This window comes from Pantoea sp. BRR-3P, from assembly GCF_039621635.1.
Lineage (GTDB): Bacteria > Pseudomonadota > Gammaproteobacteria > Enterobacterales > Enterobacteriaceae > Pantoea > Pantoea floridensis.
Window position 1 is genome coordinate 2,478,731 of record NZ_CP155066.1, and the last position, 19,106, is coordinate 2,497,836.

At 48.2% G+C, this 19,106-nt stretch carries 22 protein-coding genes and 3 tRNA genes; 12 read left to right on the forward strand and 13 right to left on the reverse strand.

Going from position 1 to position 19,106, the window contains the following annotated elements:
• Window positions 1-138 precede the first annotated feature (138 nt).
• From AAGR08_RS11525 to AAGR08_RS11540, 4 genes are all read right to left on the reverse strand, one after another.
• Complete coding sequence (locus AAGR08_RS11525; RefSeq protein WP_345826908.1) at window positions 139-1,512, reverse strand: DUF6602 domain-containing protein; 1,374 nt, start codon at window positions 1,510-1,512, stop codon at window positions 139-141.
• Window positions 1,502-2,539 carry a tyrosine-type recombinase/integrase gene (locus tag AAGR08_RS11530; protein ID WP_345826909.1) on the reverse strand — a complete coding sequence of 346 codons (1,038 nt, stop codon included), beginning with the start codon at window positions 2,537-2,539 and terminating at the stop codon, window positions 1,502-1,504. Before AAGR08_RS11530 ends, AAGR08_RS11525 begins: the two co-directional genes overlap by 11 nt.
• 98 nt (window positions 2,540-2,637) lie before the next feature.
• Window positions 2,638-3,516, reverse strand: coding sequence for a BRCT domain-containing protein (locus AAGR08_RS11535; RefSeq protein WP_345826910.1), 879 nt, complete (start codon window positions 3,514-3,516; stop codon window positions 2,638-2,640).
• Between the two features lie 11 nt (window positions 3,517-3,527).
• Window positions 3,528-4,106, reverse strand: coding sequence for a helix-turn-helix transcriptional regulator (locus AAGR08_RS11540; protein WP_345826911.1), 579 nt, complete (start codon window positions 4,104-4,106; stop codon window positions 3,528-3,530).
• Between the two features lie 113 nt (window positions 4,107-4,219).
• Here AAGR08_RS11540 and AAGR08_RS11545 point away from each other — a divergent pair, with 113 nt between their 5' ends.
• The 10 genes from AAGR08_RS11545 (at window position 4,220) to AAGR08_RS11590 (ending at window position 11,008) form a co-directional block, all read left to right on the forward strand.
• Entirely contained in the window at window positions 4,220-4,423 is a 204-nt protein-coding gene (locus AAGR08_RS11545; RefSeq protein WP_154152823.1) for a DNA-binding protein, read from the forward strand.
• Between the two features lie 46 nt (window positions 4,424-4,469).
• Complete coding sequence (locus tag AAGR08_RS11550) at window positions 4,470-4,979, forward strand: phage regulatory CII family protein (protein ID WP_345826912.1); 510 nt, start codon at window positions 4,470-4,472, stop codon at window positions 4,977-4,979.
• Between the two features lie 9 nt (window positions 4,980-4,988).
• Window positions 4,989-5,177, forward strand: a complete 189-nt coding sequence (locus AAGR08_RS11555; RefSeq protein WP_345826913.1) for a phage filamentation protein Fil family protein — start codon at window positions 4,989-4,991, stop codon at window positions 5,175-5,177.
• Window positions 5,141-5,482 carry a DUF5347 family protein gene (locus AAGR08_RS11560; RefSeq protein ID WP_345826914.1) on the forward strand — a complete coding sequence of 114 codons (342 nt, stop codon included), beginning with the start codon at window positions 5,141-5,143 and terminating at the stop codon, window positions 5,480-5,482. Before AAGR08_RS11555 ends, AAGR08_RS11560 begins: the two co-directional genes overlap by 37 nt.
• A gap of 66 nt (window positions 5,483-5,548) precedes the next feature.
• Window positions 5,549-5,779 carry a DUF2732 family protein gene (locus tag AAGR08_RS11565; protein WP_345826915.1) on the forward strand — a complete coding sequence of 77 codons (231 nt, stop codon included), beginning with the start codon at window positions 5,549-5,551 and terminating at the stop codon, window positions 5,777-5,779.
• Window positions 5,779-6,003 carry a TraR/DksA family transcriptional regulator gene (locus AAGR08_RS11570; RefSeq protein WP_345826916.1) on the forward strand — a complete coding sequence of 75 codons (225 nt, stop codon included), beginning with the start codon at window positions 5,779-5,781 and terminating at the stop codon, window positions 6,001-6,003. The genes AAGR08_RS11565 and AAGR08_RS11570 overlap by 1 nt, the downstream gene beginning before the upstream one ends.
• The gene (locus AAGR08_RS11575; protein ID WP_345826917.1) at window positions 6,003-9,023 is read left to right on the forward strand and encodes a phage tail tape measure protein; all 3,021 of its coding nucleotides are present in this window, start codon (window positions 6,003-6,005) and stop codon (window positions 9,021-9,023) included. Before AAGR08_RS11570 ends, AAGR08_RS11575 begins: the two co-directional genes overlap by 1 nt.
• Window positions 9,024-9,026: 3 nt before the next feature.
• Complete coding sequence (locus tag AAGR08_RS11580) at window positions 9,027-9,554, forward strand: phage tail protein (protein ID WP_345826918.1); 528 nt, start codon at window positions 9,027-9,029, stop codon at window positions 9,552-9,554.
• Complete coding sequence (locus AAGR08_RS11585; RefSeq protein WP_345826919.1) at window positions 9,551-10,711, forward strand: phage late control D family protein; 1,161 nt, start codon at window positions 9,551-9,553, stop codon at window positions 10,709-10,711. The genes AAGR08_RS11580 and AAGR08_RS11585 overlap by 4 nt, the downstream gene beginning before the upstream one ends.
• A gap of 78 nt (window positions 10,712-10,789) precedes the next feature.
• Window positions 10,790-11,008 (forward strand): DNA-binding transcriptional regulator, encoded by a 219-nt coding sequence (locus AAGR08_RS11590; RefSeq protein ID WP_154152917.1) that lies wholly within the window; start codon window positions 10,790-10,792, stop codon window positions 11,006-11,008.
• A 192-nt stretch (window positions 11,009-11,200) separates the two neighbouring features.
• Here the strand turns inward: AAGR08_RS11590 and AAGR08_RS11595 are convergent.
• From AAGR08_RS11595 to uvrY, 6 genes are all read right to left on the reverse strand, one after another.
• Window positions 11,201-11,286, reverse strand: a tRNA-Leu gene (locus tag AAGR08_RS11595).
• Between the two features lie 11 nt (window positions 11,287-11,297).
• Window positions 11,298-11,371 (reverse strand) — tRNA-Cys (locus tag AAGR08_RS11600).
• A gap of 42 nt (window positions 11,372-11,413) precedes the next feature.
• Window positions 11,414-11,489, reverse strand: a tRNA-Gly gene (locus AAGR08_RS11605).
• Window positions 11,490-11,690: 201 nt separating this feature from the next.
• Window positions 11,691-12,239: a CDP-diacylglycerol--glycerol-3-phosphate 3-phosphatidyltransferase gene (pgsA, locus tag AAGR08_RS11610; RefSeq protein WP_008102316.1), complete on the reverse strand. Its 549-nt coding sequence runs from the start codon at window positions 12,237-12,239 to the stop codon at window positions 11,691-11,693.
• A 68-nt stretch (window positions 12,240-12,307) separates the two neighbouring features.
• The gene (uvrC, locus tag AAGR08_RS11615; RefSeq protein ID WP_345826920.1) at window positions 12,308-14,140 is read right to left on the reverse strand and encodes an excinuclease ABC subunit UvrC; all 1,833 of its coding nucleotides are present in this window, start codon (window positions 14,138-14,140) and stop codon (window positions 12,308-12,310) included.
• Window positions 14,133-14,792 (reverse strand): UvrY/SirA/GacA family response regulator transcription factor, encoded by a 660-nt coding sequence (uvrY, locus tag AAGR08_RS11620; RefSeq protein ID WP_097094301.1) that lies wholly within the window; start codon window positions 14,790-14,792, stop codon window positions 14,133-14,135. Before uvrY ends, uvrC begins: the two co-directional genes overlap by 8 nt.
• 431 nt (window positions 14,793-15,223) lie before the next feature.
• On the opposite strand from uvrY, the gene AAGR08_RS11625 reads away from it, so the two are divergent.
• The gene (locus tag AAGR08_RS11625) at window positions 15,224-15,451 is read left to right on the forward strand and encodes a DUF2594 family protein (RefSeq protein ID WP_345826921.1); all 228 of its coding nucleotides are present in this window, start codon (window positions 15,224-15,226) and stop codon (window positions 15,449-15,451) included.
• A gap of 32 nt (window positions 15,452-15,483) precedes the next feature.
• Here AAGR08_RS11625 and AAGR08_RS11630 read toward each other — a convergent pair whose 3' ends face one another.
• A complete protein-coding gene (locus tag AAGR08_RS11630) occupies window positions 15,484-16,095 on the reverse strand; it encodes an acyl-homoserine-lactone synthase (protein ID WP_008102322.1) in 612 nt (203 codons plus the stop codon).
• 121 nt (window positions 16,096-16,216) lie between these two features.
• Window positions 16,217-16,939 (reverse strand): transcriptional regulator SdiA, encoded by a 723-nt coding sequence (gene sdiA, locus AAGR08_RS11635; RefSeq protein ID WP_345826922.1) that lies wholly within the window; start codon window positions 16,937-16,939, stop codon window positions 16,217-16,219.
• 563 nt (window positions 16,940-17,502) lie between these two features.
• Here sdiA and AAGR08_RS11640 point away from each other — a divergent pair.
• Complete coding sequence (locus AAGR08_RS11640; RefSeq protein ID WP_345826923.1) at window positions 17,503-18,177, forward strand: DUF4396 domain-containing protein; 675 nt, start codon at window positions 17,503-17,505, stop codon at window positions 18,175-18,177.
• Here the strand turns inward: AAGR08_RS11640 and AAGR08_RS11645 are convergent, their stop codons facing one another.
• Window positions 18,178-18,876, reverse strand: a complete 699-nt coding sequence (locus tag AAGR08_RS11645; protein WP_345826924.1) for an extensin family protein — start codon at window positions 18,874-18,876, stop codon at window positions 18,178-18,180. It abuts the gene before it with no gap.
• Window positions 18,877-19,106: the final 230 nt, after the last annotated feature.

Genomic DNA, 19,106 nt, shown 5'->3' on the forward strand with positions numbered 1-19,106 from the left:
ACTTGAACCCGCACAGCCATAAGCCGAGGGATTTTAAAGACCTTAATAGAAGCAATGATTTCAATAAGTTAAGAAAAATCAGCACTTTCCTAAGGTCAATATGGGGTTACTTGGGTCAATGTGGATGAATGTAGTCATTTAACTTAACGTGATACAATAAACCATTCCTAACTTCAGCTTATTCTTATCGCACCAAAGTTTAAGTCTAGGGAACTGACTATCTACTACTCCATATTCATCGAAATCAAGAACGTAGGTGGTCCTATGTATAGTAAACAAACTATTTTGGTTAATAGCAAAGTAAGTGGTAGAGATTAATTCTTCAACTATTTCATCAAGCTCATATCCTGCTTGTTTACATAATAATCTATTTTCATCATTAATCGCATACCCGTCTGATTTAAAAGATAAACGTTGAACAATGTAAATTGCGGCCTTAGATATTCTAAATGGTTCATATTTAATCGGTACTAATGATCTTAACTTCTTAGCTGATAATTCAAAAGATCTATAATGCCAACCTAAATGTTCATCCTTGCGAACAACCTTTGCAAAAATTAATGGTGCTAAGTTTTCAGCCTGATCATCATCTCCCCACGGCATATTCGCTCCACAAAAAACTGAGATCTTGCTCCATATAAGCTCTAGCATAATTCGAAGTGGATTATCTCTGCATGAAGCTATTACGACCCAGTCATCTTTATTATTTTGCATTGAAAATGAATAAGGAAGACCATTTATTTTAACCAAAGAGAATTCATTCGATATTATTAGTGTCGGTAGGCTATTCATACCACGAATCATAGTAACTGAATCGCCTTTTTTTTCCTCTTGAGCGCGCTTCTTCTCAGTTAGCTGTTTTAGATAATTTTCCTCATCTAAATAATCAACGAAAACATCCCTAAGCCCTTTTTCAGTTTTATAGCCACCATATCCATGAATTATGGTTACAGGCGCGAGTTGTTCGACCACTAACGAGTAAAAGAGCACTTGATGCTGCTCCGGTAAAGAATAAATATCATCGTAGCATTGTGGACCCGCTATGCCGGTAAGCTTGGAAAATATTTCAGAGGCAACATCTATGTTGGGCCTCTCCTCCATGGCATCCATTTTTTTTGAAAAATACTCACTGTACTTCTTCCTCAATACGGCCAAATGCTCGTATGCATCAGTGAAATCATCTTTACTAAGATTTTTTTTAACTTCGAAAATAGCTAGTACGTTTTCAATGTCACATATGTATTCATCTGTTATGCCATATCTCTCGGCCTCACCTCTGATTAGCATGCAGTCAATTTGGTTTGGTATGAGCTCATCTCCAACCCTTATGAACCCACTAACAACATTGAGCTGCAATCCCTTGGGGATTGCAAAATTCTGATTAATACCTTGTTTAGTAATTTCCTCATAAGCTTTACCCAAAGTAGGCATATGAGGCATGCTCTGCTTGTTCAGCTTATCTTGTTCAACACGAACGAAAATACTCAATAATTCGGTTGCTTCATTTATCATTTTTAAGCACTCTGTCAAAGGGATTGAGTTGTATAGCTGCCTCAAGATGTTCAGGTGAAAAATGACTATATCTCATTGTCATTTGTATAGTTGAATGTCCCAAGATCTGCTGAAGAATTAATATATTTCCACCATTCATCATAAAGTGACTTGCAAACGTATGTCTCAAAACATGGGTGCGTTGACCGTCCGGCAATTCAATATTTGCTCTTTCGATCGCAAAGCCGAATGCATCATAAGCATTGTCAAATAGTCGACCACGAATTTTGGGAATTAATGCATGAAGTTCTTTCGATATTGGAATAGTGCGATTCTTTTTACTTTTCGTATTGGTATATGTGATTCGAAATGGCATAACTTGAGATTGCCTCAACTGCTCGGCTTCACTCCAACGGGCGCCGGTTGCGAGGCAAATACGTACAATAATGCCAAGATCTTTATTTGATGATGCGTCACACTCATGGAGTAATCTTTTAATATCCTCCGCGTATAAGAATGACAGTTCGTTCTCACTCTCCCGAAAGAGACGCACACCATCGAGTGGATTATCGCCTTTCCAACGCCCTAGCCTTTTTAATTCATTGAACACTGCACGTAAGTAAGCGTGTTCACGGTTTACTGTGGCTTCTTTCGGTAGTTTCTTGATACCATGCTTTGGATTGGCGGTGAAGTCTCCCGCCAATCGCTGCTTACGATAGCCCGCAAACATTTCTTGGTTGAGTGTGAAAGCATCTGGATCACCCAAGTTATGACAGAGTGATTTCAATTTTTGCAGCCTTGCATCGCCATCGGTCAAAGACCTTCCGTGTAATTCATACCAATCATTAACTAACTCACTAAGCCGAACCGCGCGGGCTTCCGCCTCAATCGTGTTTATGCTGGATTCGCTGTTTTTAGCGAGCTGCTCTCGCTCGTAACGTAAAGCCTCGCCACGAGTTGCAAAGCTTTTGCGAATTCGCTTACTTCCTCTGCCCGCCGAGTAAAAATCACAAACCCACTTTCCGTTTTCGGCTTTTCTAACAGACATACAGTTTCCTCAAAAAACAAATGAGGACTTTTTACTGTATATAAAAACAGTGGTCAATGTTTGATTTCTGGCTTTTAAACATGACCACATAATGAGCATCAAGCGGAATGCTGACGCCAATGTTCTTCGCTAATGATCTTCAAAGAGTGTCCCTTTTCACGGTACTCGATGGCTTTTTCTATTTTTCGGCCATAGCTTTGATAGCGCCAATCTCTTGAACTCAAAGTTCCTATAATCAGGTAGTCTAATTTTTGAGTGATGTCATCGATTACAATTCCGCCTGCCGCTTCAATTTCAGCGGCACATGAGGAACGCGATCCGCAAAGAAACTTTCCTGTAAGACAAACTACAGAGCCTTTGATTTTTAACTCATCCACATGTTCAAGCGGTGAACGAATTGAAAGACCGTCAACCGATCCAGTGGCTAAATCGCAGCCCGTAAAGGCTATCATGGCCTCTTTCAGTTCTTCTCTTTCATCAGGTGTTACAACACCATCAGCCAAGATGTTCTCAATCAGAAGATAAAGGTCTTTACCGGGGAAGTTTGTTTTTAACAAACCATTATTGGATAACCACCAACGAAGATAGCGGATCTCATCTTCCGATAACTCATGATTGGCTAACATGCCTTTACACAGACCTTCAAGAAGGTGTTTATCAGATTCGGTTGAATAGAAGTCAACGTCAGGGGTATCGAGAAGGTTTTGTTGAATATTTAGTAAGTCATCTTTGAATTGCTTCAGTTCAGCTTCTTCGATGATGCCATCTTCTAAAATGGCTGCAATTTTATCCCGAATAACCTGGACGCAATAATTTTCGCTGATTGCTTCAGCTTCCAATAACCAAGTATCAAGGTAAAGTAATTCTTTGGCATCAACCTGTCCGTCACATGTCATACCCTCTATGATATTGACTAGATTTGCCAGTAACTTATCTCTGTTGCGTGTGTAGTTATAAACACTGAGTTTTCTGTCCATAGCCCCCCCAATTACATTTTATGTTTGATACTTCCTATAACCTTCGCGATTAATTTAACTTCATCAACAGGCCAATCCACACCTTCGATACGCCAGTGATTGCCCGGCGTTCTCTGCAACGTTTCGCATCGCACAACATCAGCGCGCTGAGTGATCCATATTCCATCGGTCGGTTTGGCAAAATCTTTATCGACCAAATAAAACGTGCTGACTTCCGGCACCTGAATGACTTCAACCTTCTTGTGACCTGACGGCAATAAAGAAGCCTGTATTGAAACCGGCTCCCGCAGCTGCAGATGCCCAGAATCGATAGAACTAAATGGCAGGTTTTCAACTTTAGAGGACTGTTGTTCACTTTCGCGAACAACAGCGATTGCTGGCTCACCTTTTCCCGTGGCAAGCCATTCAAGTGAAACTCCAGTATCTAAGGCGCATTGCACTACGGCTTCACCGGCAAAGTATTCACGGCGAATCCATGTACTGACCGTGCCATGACCAACACCAATCTTTTCGACTAATTCTCTCTGCGTGGAAAAACCGTAGGCTTTCAATAATCTATCAACTAAAGCTTGCCCGCCTGAAAATTCCATTCAACTTTTCCACCATGTGAACGTTGACTGATTCAAATTTGAAATGTAACGTAGTCAATATTGAATCAACGAACGCAATTACCCGCATTTACCTTAACGAACAAGGATGCACGATGAATTCTCCACTTTCAATTACCTTGAGCAGCCCTTATTTGTCGCTGCCGGAATTCGCAAAAGTGACCGGAATACCTTACGAAACCTGCCGCCTGATGGTGAAAGATGGTCGCCTACCAATCAGGTCAAAAGCTCGCAAGATGGAAAAAGTGCTCATCAACATGATCGCTTTAACGAAAGAAGCTGACTTTCAGTCACGTTAACATTCAACTTTGCCAATGATTGTGTTCGGCAGTGAGGAATTTGACTATGTTTGATTTCAAAGTTTCTACCCATAACTATTACGACGATGCATGCCGCAAGTTCGCGCTAACGCACAACTTGGAAGACGTTGCGCAGCAGGCAGGCATGCGAGCACAAACGCTGCGTAACAAGCTGAATCCCGATCAGCCTCATCAGCTCACCGTACAAGAAGTGTTAGTGCTTACCGATGTTACCGAAGACGCGACGCTCATTGATGGCTTACTTGCGCAAATCCAGTGCTTGCCTTGCGTGCCGGTCAACGAAGTTGCCAACGACAAACTACCGCTGTATGTGATGAAAGCCACCGCTGAGGTTGGGCAGTTAGCGGCTGGCGCAATCTCCACTGAGCAATTGAGCGCTAGCTGCAAACGTAGTCTGCTGCAAAACGTTAACAGCGGTATTCGTTGTTTAACTCTCGCCGCACTGGCCGTCCAGGCGCGCATACAGGCTAACCCGGCTTTGTCTTCAACTGTCGATGCGATCAGCGGTCTTGGCGCGTCATTTGGCGTGGTCTGAGGTGCAGTCATGATTTCTTTTGCTGCACAGCTCAAAAGACGCAGCCCGTCAATGTCCTACGGACATGGCTGGATTTTAGGTGACAACGGTAAGCGCTGGCATCCGGTTAAAGAAGTTTCAAGCGCACCACAAATTCAAGCAACACCCAAGAGAGGCAAATCATGGCTATCGAAGGCGATTCAATGCTTGTCGAATTGAGCGCCGGTCAACGTGTCGCGGCACTCAACCACGTCGCCTTGTTGCGCTCGCAATTTAAGGGCGGCGACAGTGAAAAGGATTTAACGCGATTCTTCGACTCAATGCGTGATGTAAGAGACAGCAACTATCAGGACAATAAGCGCGCGCTGAGCGCCATCTTTTTCCTGGCAAATATTGGCAAAGACCGACACAGCGCCGATTTTAGCGAATTAAGCACCGATGAAAAAACCGCCGTCATACGTGCAATGAACCAATTAAAAGCCGTCGTGAGTTTATTCCCCAAGCGAATGACGCTTTCTAACTAAATAACCCAAAGCAATTAACTGGCGTAAACCCGCCGGGATTCTCTTTGCCCAAAAACAGGAAATTACATGCAACGTAAATTATTGGAAGCCACACAAACTGAGTCGTACATCGAACTCGACATGATGCTCAATGACGCGCGAAAAGAGGAACGTCGCAACCGAGCAGAATTAATGATCTCACGCCTCAATGTGCTTGCCTGGACTATTCGCCGTGAGGAAATGTCATGTGTTGAGGCTGCTGAGTTGTTACAGCAAGAAGTTGAAAAACTGCAGACACAAATCGCGGAGGCGCACTAATGGCCGATTCAATGGATATAGTGCAGCAGCGCACCGAGGAAATGCTCGAACGTAACATCGCGCTCATCGTTAACCGCGCCCCTGCGATTAACGCTTCTTTCTGCGAAGACTGTGACGCCCCAATTCCTGAATTGCGGCGGCGCGCCTATCTTGGCGTTACTCGCTGCGTTTCTTGTCAGGAGATTGAAGAGCAGCGCGTAAAACATCTGCAGGCCAATGCCTGATGACAGAGACATATGCTTACCCGTGGAATGCCCCACGGGAAGCCATTGCCAGCCCCTATCCTACTTATAAGGAACTGCGAAGCCGCGACCAGTTGATTGCGGCTTTGGCGCATGCTGAGCAGTTACTCGCTCAGCAGCCAACGCTGATTCAGCTCGATGTCAGGCGACGCGTCGCCGAACTGGAAAAATCACAGGGCATTGCCCGTGCCAATGCGTACTTAACGAAGACTTTTGTTGAGCGCACATTGCCACGCGTCGAATGTGTAAATGCAAAGTATCGGCTCGACGAAATGAAGGCCGGCACGTTTAATTTGCTGACAGAAAATGCCACTAAGGATGTCGGTGCGGCGAGAGCGTGTGGCGCACTATGGGAGTTAATGCGTCGTTTTAACCGCTTGCCGGATATGGCTCGCGCCGATGTTGATTTGCTGGCTGGCGACATTGCCAACTTTGCCCTGGCTGAGCTGGTACAGGCGCATGCTCAATCTGACAACGAATCAGATTATAAATACACGCACCGCATTTACATGACCGCCGCCACCATCACTCGCGAGTTTAATCAGACACCGCCATTGTGGGAAAAAGTCACATCACGCCTATTCGATCCGGAAGAAGTCACCCCCGCGATCTTGCGCATGCAAACCGAGAAATGGTGGAAAGGCCGCCTGCGTCGTATCGCGGCGTCCTGGCGTGAACATCTGCAAATCGCTCTCGCCAACGTCAGCAAAAAACATACACCCTATGCCAGCAATATGACGGTGTCAGAGTGGCGCGAGCAAAAACGCCGCACGCGAGAGTTTCTTAAAGGGCTAGAGCTGGAGAATGAGGAAACCGGCGAGAGGATCAGCTTAATCGACAAGTTTGATTCCAGCGTGTCCAATCCCGCCATTAAGCGCTGCGAATTGATGAACCGCATTCGCGGATTTGAAAATATCTGCAACGAGATGGGCTTTGTCGGCGAGTTTTATACGGTTACCGCCCCTTCTCGCTACCACGCCACTATCAAGACCGGTCATCGTAACCGCAAGTGGAATGGTGCCAGCCCGGCAGACACGCAGCGTTATCTGTGCAACGTGTGGCAGAAAATACGCGCCAAGCTGCATCGCGAAGAAATCCGCATCTTCGGCATTCGTGTTGCCGAACCCCATCACGATGCAACTCCACATTGGCACATGCTGATGTTTATGCTGCCTGAAAATGTTGATCGCGTGCGTGAGGTGATCAGCGACTATGCATGGCGCGAAGATGGCACTGAACTAACTACCGAAAAGGCCCGCAGAGCGCGCTTTCATGCGGAAGCCATCGATCCCGATAAAGGCAGTGCCACCGGCTACGTGGCGAAATACATCTCAAAGAATATCGATGCCGACGCCATACTGGCGTCAACGGAATCGACGGTAAACCTGTCGTTGGCGTCTAAGGTCGATATTGCCGAGGCGGCTGACATCGTTACCAACATGCAGACCGCTTTCAAAATCCCGATGGCGGAGATCCAGCGTGTTTCCGACGTAATGACGAAGGGTTTCACCAAGTCAAATACCAACCTGCTTGAGCTGGGCGAGGCAATGAAATACGTCGCACCGGTTGCGCGTGCGGCTGGTGCCGGCATTGAAGACACCACCGCCATGCTTGGTGTGATGGCAGATAACGGCATCAAGGGTTCGATGGCGGGAACCGGTGGAAGCGCAGTATTTAGCAGATTACAGGCCCCTGTCGGGCAAGCCCCCGCAGCGCTAAAAGAGTTGGGTATTAAAACCCGTGACAGCAAAGGCAACATGCTGCCGGTGTTTGGCATCCTGAAAAGCATTGATGCCTCATTCAAAAAGAATCGGCTCGGCACAGCGCAGCAGGCGGAATACATCAAAACCATTTTTGGCGAAGAAGCGATGAAAGGTGCTATCAACCTTATCGACGCAGCCGGGAACGGTAAGCTTGATGAAAAGCGCGGCTACCTCATGAACGCAGGCGGAGCCGCTAAACAGGTGGCAAATGTTCAGGTTGATAATCTTGATGGCGATCTGCTCAACCTCTCATCGGCTTGGGAAGACGTGCGCATAGAAGTGTTTGAGCAGCAAGACAAATCCCTTCGCAAGCTGACGACCACCGCCAACAAATGGCTTATTACCGCTGGCAATTGGGTGAAAGCCAATCCTGAACTTACAACCAAAATTGTCATGCTGACGGGCGCAGCTACAGCGCTTGTCGCGGGGCTGGGATTGATTGGTCTGGTTGCATGGCCGGTCGTTGCAGGGATCAACGCATTGATTGCAGGCGCAGCTTTACTTGGAACAGCATTCAGTATCGCTGGCGGCGCTATAACAGCGGCGCTTGGTTTAATCACGCTGCCGGTCGTAGCTGTCGTGGCGGTCATCGTGGCCGGTGCATTGATGATTCGTAAATACTGGGAGCCTATCAGCGCATTTATGGCAGGCGTTGCAGAAGGGTTTACCACTGCATTGGGGCCAATCAGCGAATCCTTTGGCACCCTCAAGCCGCCATTTGAATGGCTCGGCGGCAAGGTCAAAGAACTATGGGGGTGGTTTGGAAAGCTGCTTGACCCGGTTAAGTCCACGCAGACGGAGCTGGCCTCTGCCGGGGAGATGGGCAAAAAATTCGGCAACATGCTGGCCGAGGCTTTGAAAATTCCCAGCCATGCGCTCGACCAGCTACGGAGCGGCATTGATTGGGTGCTGGAAAAGCTCGGCATCATCGATACGAAATCTGATGGCCTTAAAGACAAGGTGCCTTCACCCGATCCAATGGCTACCGGTGGCGCTGGCGTAATTACGGGCGGCTTGCAATACAGCCTGGCAACGGGCGGTGCGCCTTATCGACCCGTGTCGGCACCGTCCGCAGGCGGCGGATTTACCGACCGCAGCCAGAACAGTTACCAGTATGAAATCAACATGCATGAAGGCATGAGCAAAGACGATGCGCTGGCACTTATGGCGCAGCATCAGGCGCGTGAGCAGCGTAACCGACAGGCGCAGAATCGCAGCAAAATGAGTTGGGAGGATTAAGCGATGATGATGATCTACGGCATGATGCCGTTTATGCGACAGACGCTGCCTTATGGCGAGTTGCAGCAGAACATCGATTATCGCTGGCCGACTAACAACCGCGTTGGTCAGCGACCGGCGGCGCAGTTTATTGGGCCGGGTGATGAGAAAATTACGCTGTCGGGCGAGCTTCGCCCGGAAATTACCGGCGGCGCTGTATCACTGATGACCGTCAGACTACTTGCCGATCAGGGAATGGCATGGCCGTTGATTGGTGGCAGCGGCATGATTTACGGCATGTATGTTATAGAAAGCATTTCCAATACCCACAGCGAATTTTTCCCCAACGGTGCCGCCAGTAAAATCATGTTCACCCTTAGCCTTCTGCGCGTGGATGAATCCCTTACCTCGATGTTTGGTGATCTGAAAAAGCAGGCAGATGGACTGATTAGCGGAGTAGGCAATCTGCCAAGGCAGATAACATCGACGATCGATAATGTTAAGTCCGCTGCCGGCAGTCTCATTTCACAGGCGGGAGGGCTTATCGGATGACGGGTATCAGTGGCCTGCCGGTGCAGATGGGCGCGCGGTTAACACCTGATTTTATGCTTACGGTAAATTCAAAGGATGTCACAACGAACATACGGGATCGCCTGATATCGCTCACGCTGACCGATAACCGTGGCTTTGAGGCTGACCAGCTCGACGTCGAGCTGGATGACGCAGACGGTCAACTGGCAATGCCGGTACGCGGTGCTGTAGTAACGCTGTTTCTCGGCTGGAAAGGACAAGCGCTTATCGGTAAAGGCAGTTTTACCGTTGATGAGGTTGAGCACCACGGCGCGCCGGACACCATGACGATTCGCGCCCGCAGTGCTGATTTTCGCGGCTCGCTGAATTCCCGCCGTGAAGTTTCCTACCACGAAACAACCCTGGGCGATATTGTCACGCAGATTGCCGGTCGCAATAAACTTAAACCCATGCTGGCCGATGGCTTTGCCGGGATTGCGGTGGCGCATATTGACCAGACACAAGAGACCGACGCCAAATTCCTGACGCGCCTTGCCACGCTCTATGGAGCGGTGGCCGCAGTAAAAGCCGGTCGCCTGTTATTTATCCGACCGGGTAATGGCGTCACCATTAGCGGCAAACCCATCCCACAAATGACCATCACACGTAACGATGGTGATCGGCATACTTTCAGCATCGCTGACCGTGGCGCTTATAGCGGCGTATCGGCAAGCTGGCTTCACACCAAAGACCCAAAGCCAAAGAAAGTGAAGCTGCAGCGTAAAATGAAAGTGCGCCAGCTTCGCGCGCTTGAACATCCCGCAGCAAAGAAATCGAAAACAAAAGTTGTTAAGCCACCGGAAGCAAAAGAAGGTGATTATCTGGCAGGCAGCGAAGACAACGTGTTTACGCTTACGACAGTCTATTCCAGCAAAGCAACGGCGATGCGCGCCGCTAAAGCTAAGTGGGAAAAACTACAACGTGGCGTCGCTGAATTTTCGCTTACGCTGGCAATGGGGCGAGCTGATCTCTATCCCGAGACACCGGTCAAAGTGAGCGGCTTTAAATCGGTGATCGATGCGCAGCCTTGGCTCATTAGTAAAGTGACGCATAGCCTGAGCAACAACGGCTACACCACACAACTCGATTTTGAGGTGTTACTTAATGACGTTGAGTATGACTCGTTCACAAATGACTAGTTATTAGTTTGCAAATGCCTACTGTCATGGTCAAAATAGTAATCGGTACTCTTAATTATTCATTCAGGTAGCGCTTATATGATGCATTGTCCGCTTTGCCAGAACGCAGCACACACCAAATCGAGCCGTTATATCTCGAAGGAAACGAAGGAACGTTATCATCAGTGCCAAAATATAAACTGCAGTTGCACATTCAAATCACATGAAACTGTGGCACAGATAATCGTTTCACCAGGTCAGATCAAATCTGTCCCACCGCATCCACAGCGCGGAAGTCAGCAAATTTCCTGGTGGTAAAATTAAGCCCGCAAAGCGGGTTTTCTTTTGTCTGTTGAATGGGAAATTATGGGGGCAAAAAGTGCCGTAGACGCAATGTAGTCATTTTGTAGTCATTCGCAGCTAAGCTGCAAATTCCATGCACAAAAAAACCGCCTGGCGGCGGTTACGACATTGCTTATACTGCTTTGTTTTAATTAGGTATTTTGAATATGGTGCCCGGGGCGGGACTTGAACCCGCACAGCCATAAGCCGAGGGATTTTAAATCCCTTGTGTCTACCGATTTCACCACCCGGGCAGGGTGTAAATTGGAGGCGCGTCCCGGAGTCGAACCGAGGTAGACGGATTTGCAATCCGTTGCATGGCCACTCTGCCAACGCGCCTTTAATCTGATATGTAATCCGTTGGATACGAACTACTAAATTTGGAGCGGGAAACGAGACTCGAACTCGCGACCCCGACCTTGGCAAGGTCGTGCTCTACCAACTGAGCTATTCCCGCATAATCTCTGTATTTGAGTTTGCGACTGCATTGCTAACTCAACTACTCGATCCTGTTCTTTCTTCATCAAACCTGCTGATTTCATTCAGCTTCTTGCAGGCCAGCTGCCGTTCGATGCGATGCATTCTACTTATCTGACGCAATGAGTCAATAGAATTATCCACACACTGCGTCCGTTTGCTGCTTTTTAAATCGCATCGATCAGCTATCGAGCAAATCGCCACGTGCCGCGCTTAAATACTGGAACATTGACCAGAAAGTCAGCACCGCTGCGATATACAGCGCAACCACACCCACGCCGACTACCGTCGCCTCCGGACGCCACAGTAAGGCAAACAGTGAGAACATTTGCGCGGTGGTTTTTACCTTACCGATCCAGGAAACCGCCACACTGCTGCGTTTGCCAATCTCAGCCATCCACTCACGCAGCGCAGAGATAATAATTTCACGGGCAATCATGGTTGCCGCTGGCAAAGTGATCCACCATGCGTGGAAATGCTCAGCCACCAGCACCAGGGCAATTGCCACCAGCACTTTATCCGCCACCGGATCGAGGAATGCACCAAACCGTGTTGTTTGCTTCCAGCGGCGAGCTAAAAAACCATCAAACCAGTCAGTTACCGCAGCGATGACGAAGATCAGTGCAGTGGCAAAGGGAGCCCATTGAAATGGCAAATAGAACGCCAGGACAAAGAAGGGAATAAGTACGACTCGAAACAGGGTAAGACACGTCGGAATGTTAAATTGCATATGCCAGTAACTGTCTGGTGTGAGTAGGATTTCATGTATGTTCCTACATTGCCCACCCTGTTTCAATGTTAGTGTTTCAGTGAGTAGTATATTTTTTCTGCCAGAGCGACAGAAATCCCCGGTACTTTGGCTATCTCTTCCACGCTGGCATTCATTAGCGGTTGCAGCCCACCCATATACTTAAGCAGCTGTTGGCGCCGTTTTGGTCCCACTCCTTCAATGCTTTCCAGCGCACTGGTGTTCTTCACTTTGGCGCGTTTTTTCCGATGACCTGAAATCGCATGATTGTGAGAGTCGTCACGAATATGCTGGATCACATGCAGCGCTGGCGAGTCCGGAGGTAAAGAAACGCCCTCACCTTCCGCTTCAAAGAACAGGGTTTCTAATCCCGCCTTACGATCGCTGCCTTTGGCAACACCGAGTAAAATGGGACGATCTTTATCCCAGGGTACATTGAGCTCGGCAAACACCTGTTTCGCCTGGGCCAGCTGACCTTTACCGCCGTCGATGATAATGACGTCGGGGATTTTATCCTCTTCCAGCGCTTTACCGTAACGACGCCGTAGCACCTGATTCATCGCCGCATAATCATCGCCCGGCGTAATGCCTTCAATGTTATAACGACGATAATCCGAGCGCAGCGGGCCATCGCGGTTGAATACCACACATGAAGCGATAGTCTGCTCGCCCATGGTATGGCTGATGTCGAAGCACTCCATCCGATTGATGCTGTCGAGCTCAAGGAATGTCGCCAGCGCCGCCAGACGCTGCTGAATAGTAGAGTGTTGTGACAGTTTGGTGGTCAACGCTGTCGCCGCGTTGGTGCGCGCCAGCTTAAGATAGCGCGCGCGGTCACCACGCGGTTTACTCTGAATATTGACTTTGCGTCCCGCCAGGGCGCTGAGCGACTCGGCCAGCAATTCGCGCTCGGGCAGGTAAAAGTCCAGCAGGATTTCAGCCGGTAAGGTGCGCGCTTCGCTGCCTTGCAAATAGAATTGGCCGACAAAAGTTTGCACCACTTCCGTGAGTTCAGTATCCGCTGGCACTTTAGGAAAATAGCTGCGGCTGCCGAGCACTTTGCCCTGGCGAATAAACAGCACGTGCAGGCAGGCCATGCCGGCATCAAATGACACGCCCATCACGTCAAGGTCATCACCTTGATTGGAAACAAACTGCCGCTCGGTAACACGCCGCACGGCCTGAATTTGATCGCGCAAACGGCCCGCATCTTCAAAACGCAACGCCTGGCTGGCGTCTTCCATACGTTTAACCAGCTGATTAATCACCTGATCATCTTTGCCCGCAAGGAACAGCCGCACATAATCGGTTTGCTGCGCATACTCCTCTTCGCTCACCAGGCCCGCAACACAAGGCCCCAGGCAACGCCCAATCTGATATTGCAGACAGGGCCGCGAACGGTTGCGATAAACACTGTTTTCGCATTGGCGAATAGGGAAAACTTTTTGCAGCAGCGCCAGTGTTTCCCGCACCGCGTAGCCGTTGGGGAATGGCCCAAAGTATTCACCTTTGGCATGCTTCGCACCGCGATGCATCGCCAGACGTGGATGGCTATCGCCGCTGAGAAAAATATAGGGGTAAGACTTGTCATCGCGCAGCAATACGTTATAGCGCGGCTGATAGAGCTTAATGTAATTATGCTCGAGCAGCAGTGCTTCCGTTTCAGTGTGCGTTACGGTGACGTCAATATTCTGGATGTTACTGACCAGCACTTCCGTTTTGCGACTGCCCACCTGCGTCCGGAAGTAGCTGGTCAGGCGCTTTTTGAGGTCTTTGGCTTTACCAACATAGATCACCGTGCCGGCCGCATCGTACATGCGATAGACGCCGGGTTGACTGGTCACGGTGCTGAGAAAGGCTTTGGGATTGAAAACGTCACTCACTACTGATTAATGGCTCCGCATTGAACAGGCCATGTCGAATGGCCAAATGCGTTAACTCTACGTCACCGCTGATGTTTAACTTGCTGAACATACGATAACGGTAACTGTTAACGGTTTTCGGGCTGAGATTAAGCTGTTCGGAAATCTCCGTCACTTTCTGCCCGCGGGTAATCATCAGCATAATCTGCAATTCCCTTTCCGACAAACAGCTAAACGGTGATTCGGCTTTTTGTGGCTCAATCTGGCTCAGCGCCATCTGTTGAGCAATATCTGAGGCGATGTAACGCTGCCCCGCATGTACTGAGCGAATTGCACTCACCACTTCCTGCGGCGCAGCGCCTTTACTCAGGTAACCTGCAGCACCCGCCTGCATGACTTTAGCGGGTAGAGGATTTTCGGTATGAATGGTCAGCATGATGATGCGGATATCAGGGTTGTAGCGCACGATTTTACGCGTTGCTTCAAGTCCGCCGATACCGGGCATGTTCATATCCATTAACACGACGTCAACCGGATTGTTGCGGCACCATTTCACGGCGTCTTCGCCACAGGCCACCTCACCTGCAATGACAAGTCCCTTCATATCTTCCAGAATGCGGCGAATACCGGCGCGTACCAGTTCATGGTCATCAACAAGAAGCAGGCTGATCAACGGGACGTACTCCGCAGGTTAGTGAAGGGAAATATATTATTGGTGAAACATCTTACCGGGTTTCAGGTGGAAAAAACATCTATCACACCAGATAAATCTCAAATGAAATGATGCAAATCAATTACATTGGGCTGTTAAAGGCATTTAAGGAAAAATGCATTAGCATGCGCAAATTATGAAGTAAAATTGTGACTAATATCATTATGTTATAATTTATAGCTCGATTTTATTGCTTTCTTCTGTTTGCCGAATAAATAACGGCTTCTCCCCCTTTTCAATAGCGGCAAAATAGCACCAGGTCCAATTAAACCCCACGCGTAGTTTTACCGTTTCGTCTGCATTAAATTCGTTGAACAACCCTATGATATACTCTCTTCTTTACGCACAGGAAGAATGTGTCCCCATTGAGTAACACCACCAAGGAGCCAATTATGAGTGATGAAGATTTTGCAACTTCACGTGAGACACAAGCGCTGGCAGACGAAGTCGCCTGTCTGAAGATGATGGTGACATTAATTCTGAAGGGAATGGGTCAAGCCGATGCCGGTAAGGTGATCATCAACATGGAGCGTTATGTACAGGCCTCTTTAGGCGATAAGCCTCAGGCGGAAGTGTTTAACAACACCATTCGTCAGATCAAAACCGCTTACCGCCAATAAGCAGTATGCCCCGCGCGCGATGCGCGGGGTGTTTAACTGTGTGATTGCCAGTTCACCGATACGCCCAGCGACGGCAACACTTCTTCCGGGCTAAAGCGTCTTGTACCGCGGTATTTCTCCGCCAGTGCCGGTTGGTCAACCGGAATGCGAATAGCAAAAAGATTATCTTCTGATTGGATCAAGCCCGGAGACAGCGGCTCGTACACCACTTGATGCTGTTCAAACATCTTCTCCAGCATCGGCGTTGCCGAGCTGATTAAATACTCCATCCCGCTCAACTCGGCTAACTGTACCGAGTGCCACAAAATGCTTAACGGCAGCTCCGCATCCACTTCAAGGCGCGCCGAAAAGCGCGACATTTCCCACACTTTCTCCTGATCAAAGGGTAGAACAAACCCTTCTGGCACTTCAGGCTCATGCCATGGCAGCAGGCGTGCACAGCCGCATATCCCCTGACGCGCGTTCCAGGCGATCAGCCAGGTCACATCCGAACGATCAAAACGATCGTATTCCTGCCCAGGCGTACTTAATCTTGGTGGAATCGACCACCCTTCGCCGCGCGCAAAAACGCTATACCGATACGTTCCAAGTTCTGCCAATAGTGAGGACGGCATATCCTTAAGCTGTGTTTGAATTACTTTCATCATGCGCCTCTGACATCCCCATGTATGCAATGATTTATTTGAGCCAGCCTGGCAACATTGCGCGCAGGGTAGACAACTGACTGTGGAGAAGGAACTACTAAAATTGGTAGTTGCCTTTTCGCTAAATCAGGCCAATCGCTGCCGCATAACAGGCAATCTGCGTTTTATTGGAAACATTAAAACGCTTTTGCATATTCTTTTGGTGAAAATTCACCGTATGTTCAGATATTGCTAAAATAAGTGAAATTTCCGCAGAGGTTTTTCCTTCTGCCGTCCATTTCAGGATTTCCAGCTCACGCTGACTAAAATCACTCGATAAAACGACCATTGAATTGTCGTTAAGACGCTCTAACACGCGCAAACTCAGTTCCGCCAGAAGATGCAGTTTTACTTCTAGCTGTAGGCGCAAATGCTGAGTCTTACTGTGAAACTGTGATGCAATAGATAATATACCAATGGTTCGATTTGGTGCCATTGCTGAGCAGGAAAAGCCACTTAGCAAACCTGCAGCGTTGGCTTCAGCCCATAAATTACCCGCATTGGTAAATAAATCGTGCGTCCACTCCACTCCTCTGCCCGGTCTCTGGCAGAGTAATAACACCGGATCGACCGCATAATAGTTCTCAGTTTCGTAGCGTTTCACCCAGCTTTCGGGATACGTACTAAACAAAAAGAGTCGTGGTCGGGTAAACGGCACCGGATGCTGGACCAAAAAAGCAAAGTAATCAAAACCCAGCATTTCAATCTGGGTTTGTAAAAGTGATTTCAATTGCATCACTTCTGTCACTGCCTGAAATTCATTTTCCATTTCGCCTCGCCAGGCGAAATAATTATCGGTCGTCATTATTGCCTTAGCGCTGTTTCACGCTTTCACGCCTTGTAATTTGTTCGGGTTAACGCAAAAAATAAATTAACTAGAGTAAAAATATTGATTGAAAAGAGAGCAAACCTGTAAGCAATGAGTAAAACCCTATTATTGTCAACGCGTTAACATCAGAAAAAGGAATCAGCTCACGCTATTTGTAAGCGAGCTCACAACTTTAATTCCTTATCAGATTAGAATAGGATTTTTCTGAAGTAGTTTCAATCACCCTATTCATCGAAAATGAACATCCAACCGATAAATTTCAGCATCGTCATTAACTAAAATTATCAAAGGTCGGAGCAGATTCTTTTGCTGAGAAAGGGGGTTATACAGAGAATGAGTTTCAACTTAATCTTAATTCCACTTATTTCTGCGGATGAGGTAAGGCAGCATCGCACGGTGTGATTTATCTCAATCTAATTTGCGGCTACGCTTATTACTTGAGAACAGTGTTGTGTATCACCCGTTGCAAGGGGAGACAATGCCGCTGGGTACGAAAGGCGCTTTGTCACAGGTAGTTGGGAAAATCAGCGGAACAGACTATGTTGAACCAGTTGGCATTACCTTTCCTTGTGTTGGGCGGTTGCACTGCCCTAATGATTCTTAAAGACCTTTTTCGCCATCCCCATCCGGTTGCGGTTATGAATATCATTTGGCCCTTAACCGGTTTGTATATGCCTTTTATTGGATGGCTTGCCTGGTGGTATCTGGGCCGCAAACCTTCTCATCAGCTGAAAATTGCGCTGCTGATCCCACGTAAAATGCAAAAAACGACGAACTGGCAAACCATTTTTATTTCCACCTCGTTAACCGCAGCGGCTTGTATATTCGGCGATATAATGACAATCCCGATAGTCACGCTGCTGAAACACTTTGCAATTACACCTGCCCTTTGGATGCAAGCAATTATTTGCGTGATAGTTTCATTGTTTATTGGATTACTTTTCCAGTTTCTCGCCATTCGCCAACGTGAAAAACATTCATTTTATAGCGCCTTATTGCTCGCTCTGAAAACCGAAGTTTTCCCTGTGCTGATATACCAGTTAGGGATTTTTTTCTTTATGGCATTGGCTCTGAAATTCGTTCTTGCGCAGCAGATTAACCCGCTGCTGATCGTATTCTGGTTTATGCTGCAACTGGCGATAATGATTGGCTTTCTTTTCTCATGGCCAGCTAATCATTTTCTGATAAAACGTGGACTTAATCCCGTTGTGTAACTAACGGCAATAACCGGTCCCGCGCATGCCAAGATGGAAGTGACTGGCATGCGCGGCGTTGTAATCAGGCCCCAGCGCATTGCCGAATGTCGCGCAACCATTGCGCCACAGCGCATGCAATCCTGCAGCAGCATCCTCTGGCTGCTGCCAGTTCTTACCTACCTGTAACCAGCGACCGTTCGCCAATTGAAAGCCGGTAACATCCCAGGCATCGGCGCTGGCGTGCTCACTTAATCTTCCTTCCTGTCGATGATAAATATTACGGCAGGCATAACTCCCTACGTGGGAAATCCGTTTCAGCGGACTGGTGATACCTGCCTGGCGCAAAGCGTTCTGGCTATTAATCACGAACAGCGTGCTGGTCACCGCCATCGGGCAGCTAGCAAGAAAGCTACTGCTAAGGGTGACGTCACCGTAACCGCTAATACGCAGCGGCTGTTCAATGGGGCAATCACCTTGCATTGGCGGCACCGCGCGGAATTGCACCAGCCGCTGTTCGCTGGCCTGCCGCATCACCGCCATACAGGCAGCCGGATCATTACTTAACCTCTTTAGCTTGTAGCGCGTCATCCAACCTGGCGGATCGGTTACGTTAAGCGGCGTAAAGGGATTCCACTGCGGCGGCAGATGGATCTTCAACCACGGTAAACTGAGCCAGCCGCAAACAGCCAGCAATGCCACGGCGAACAGAGCGCGCACAGTGCCTCACTTTTCCTGACGAAATGAATAAACAAGTGTAGAGGTCGCGTGGCAGGAGAGCGGCGTAAATGTCTTACTTGTTGAAGATTTACGCAAAATGACGCTGCTTTATACCCTGTAAATATTTGCTGACAGAGCAAAGCTCGTAAAAGGTCACAAAAGGTAAAAAACCATTACCGAAACAGCCTGGCTTTCCACTATCTTATGCCCCTTGCCCTTACAAAGGCACA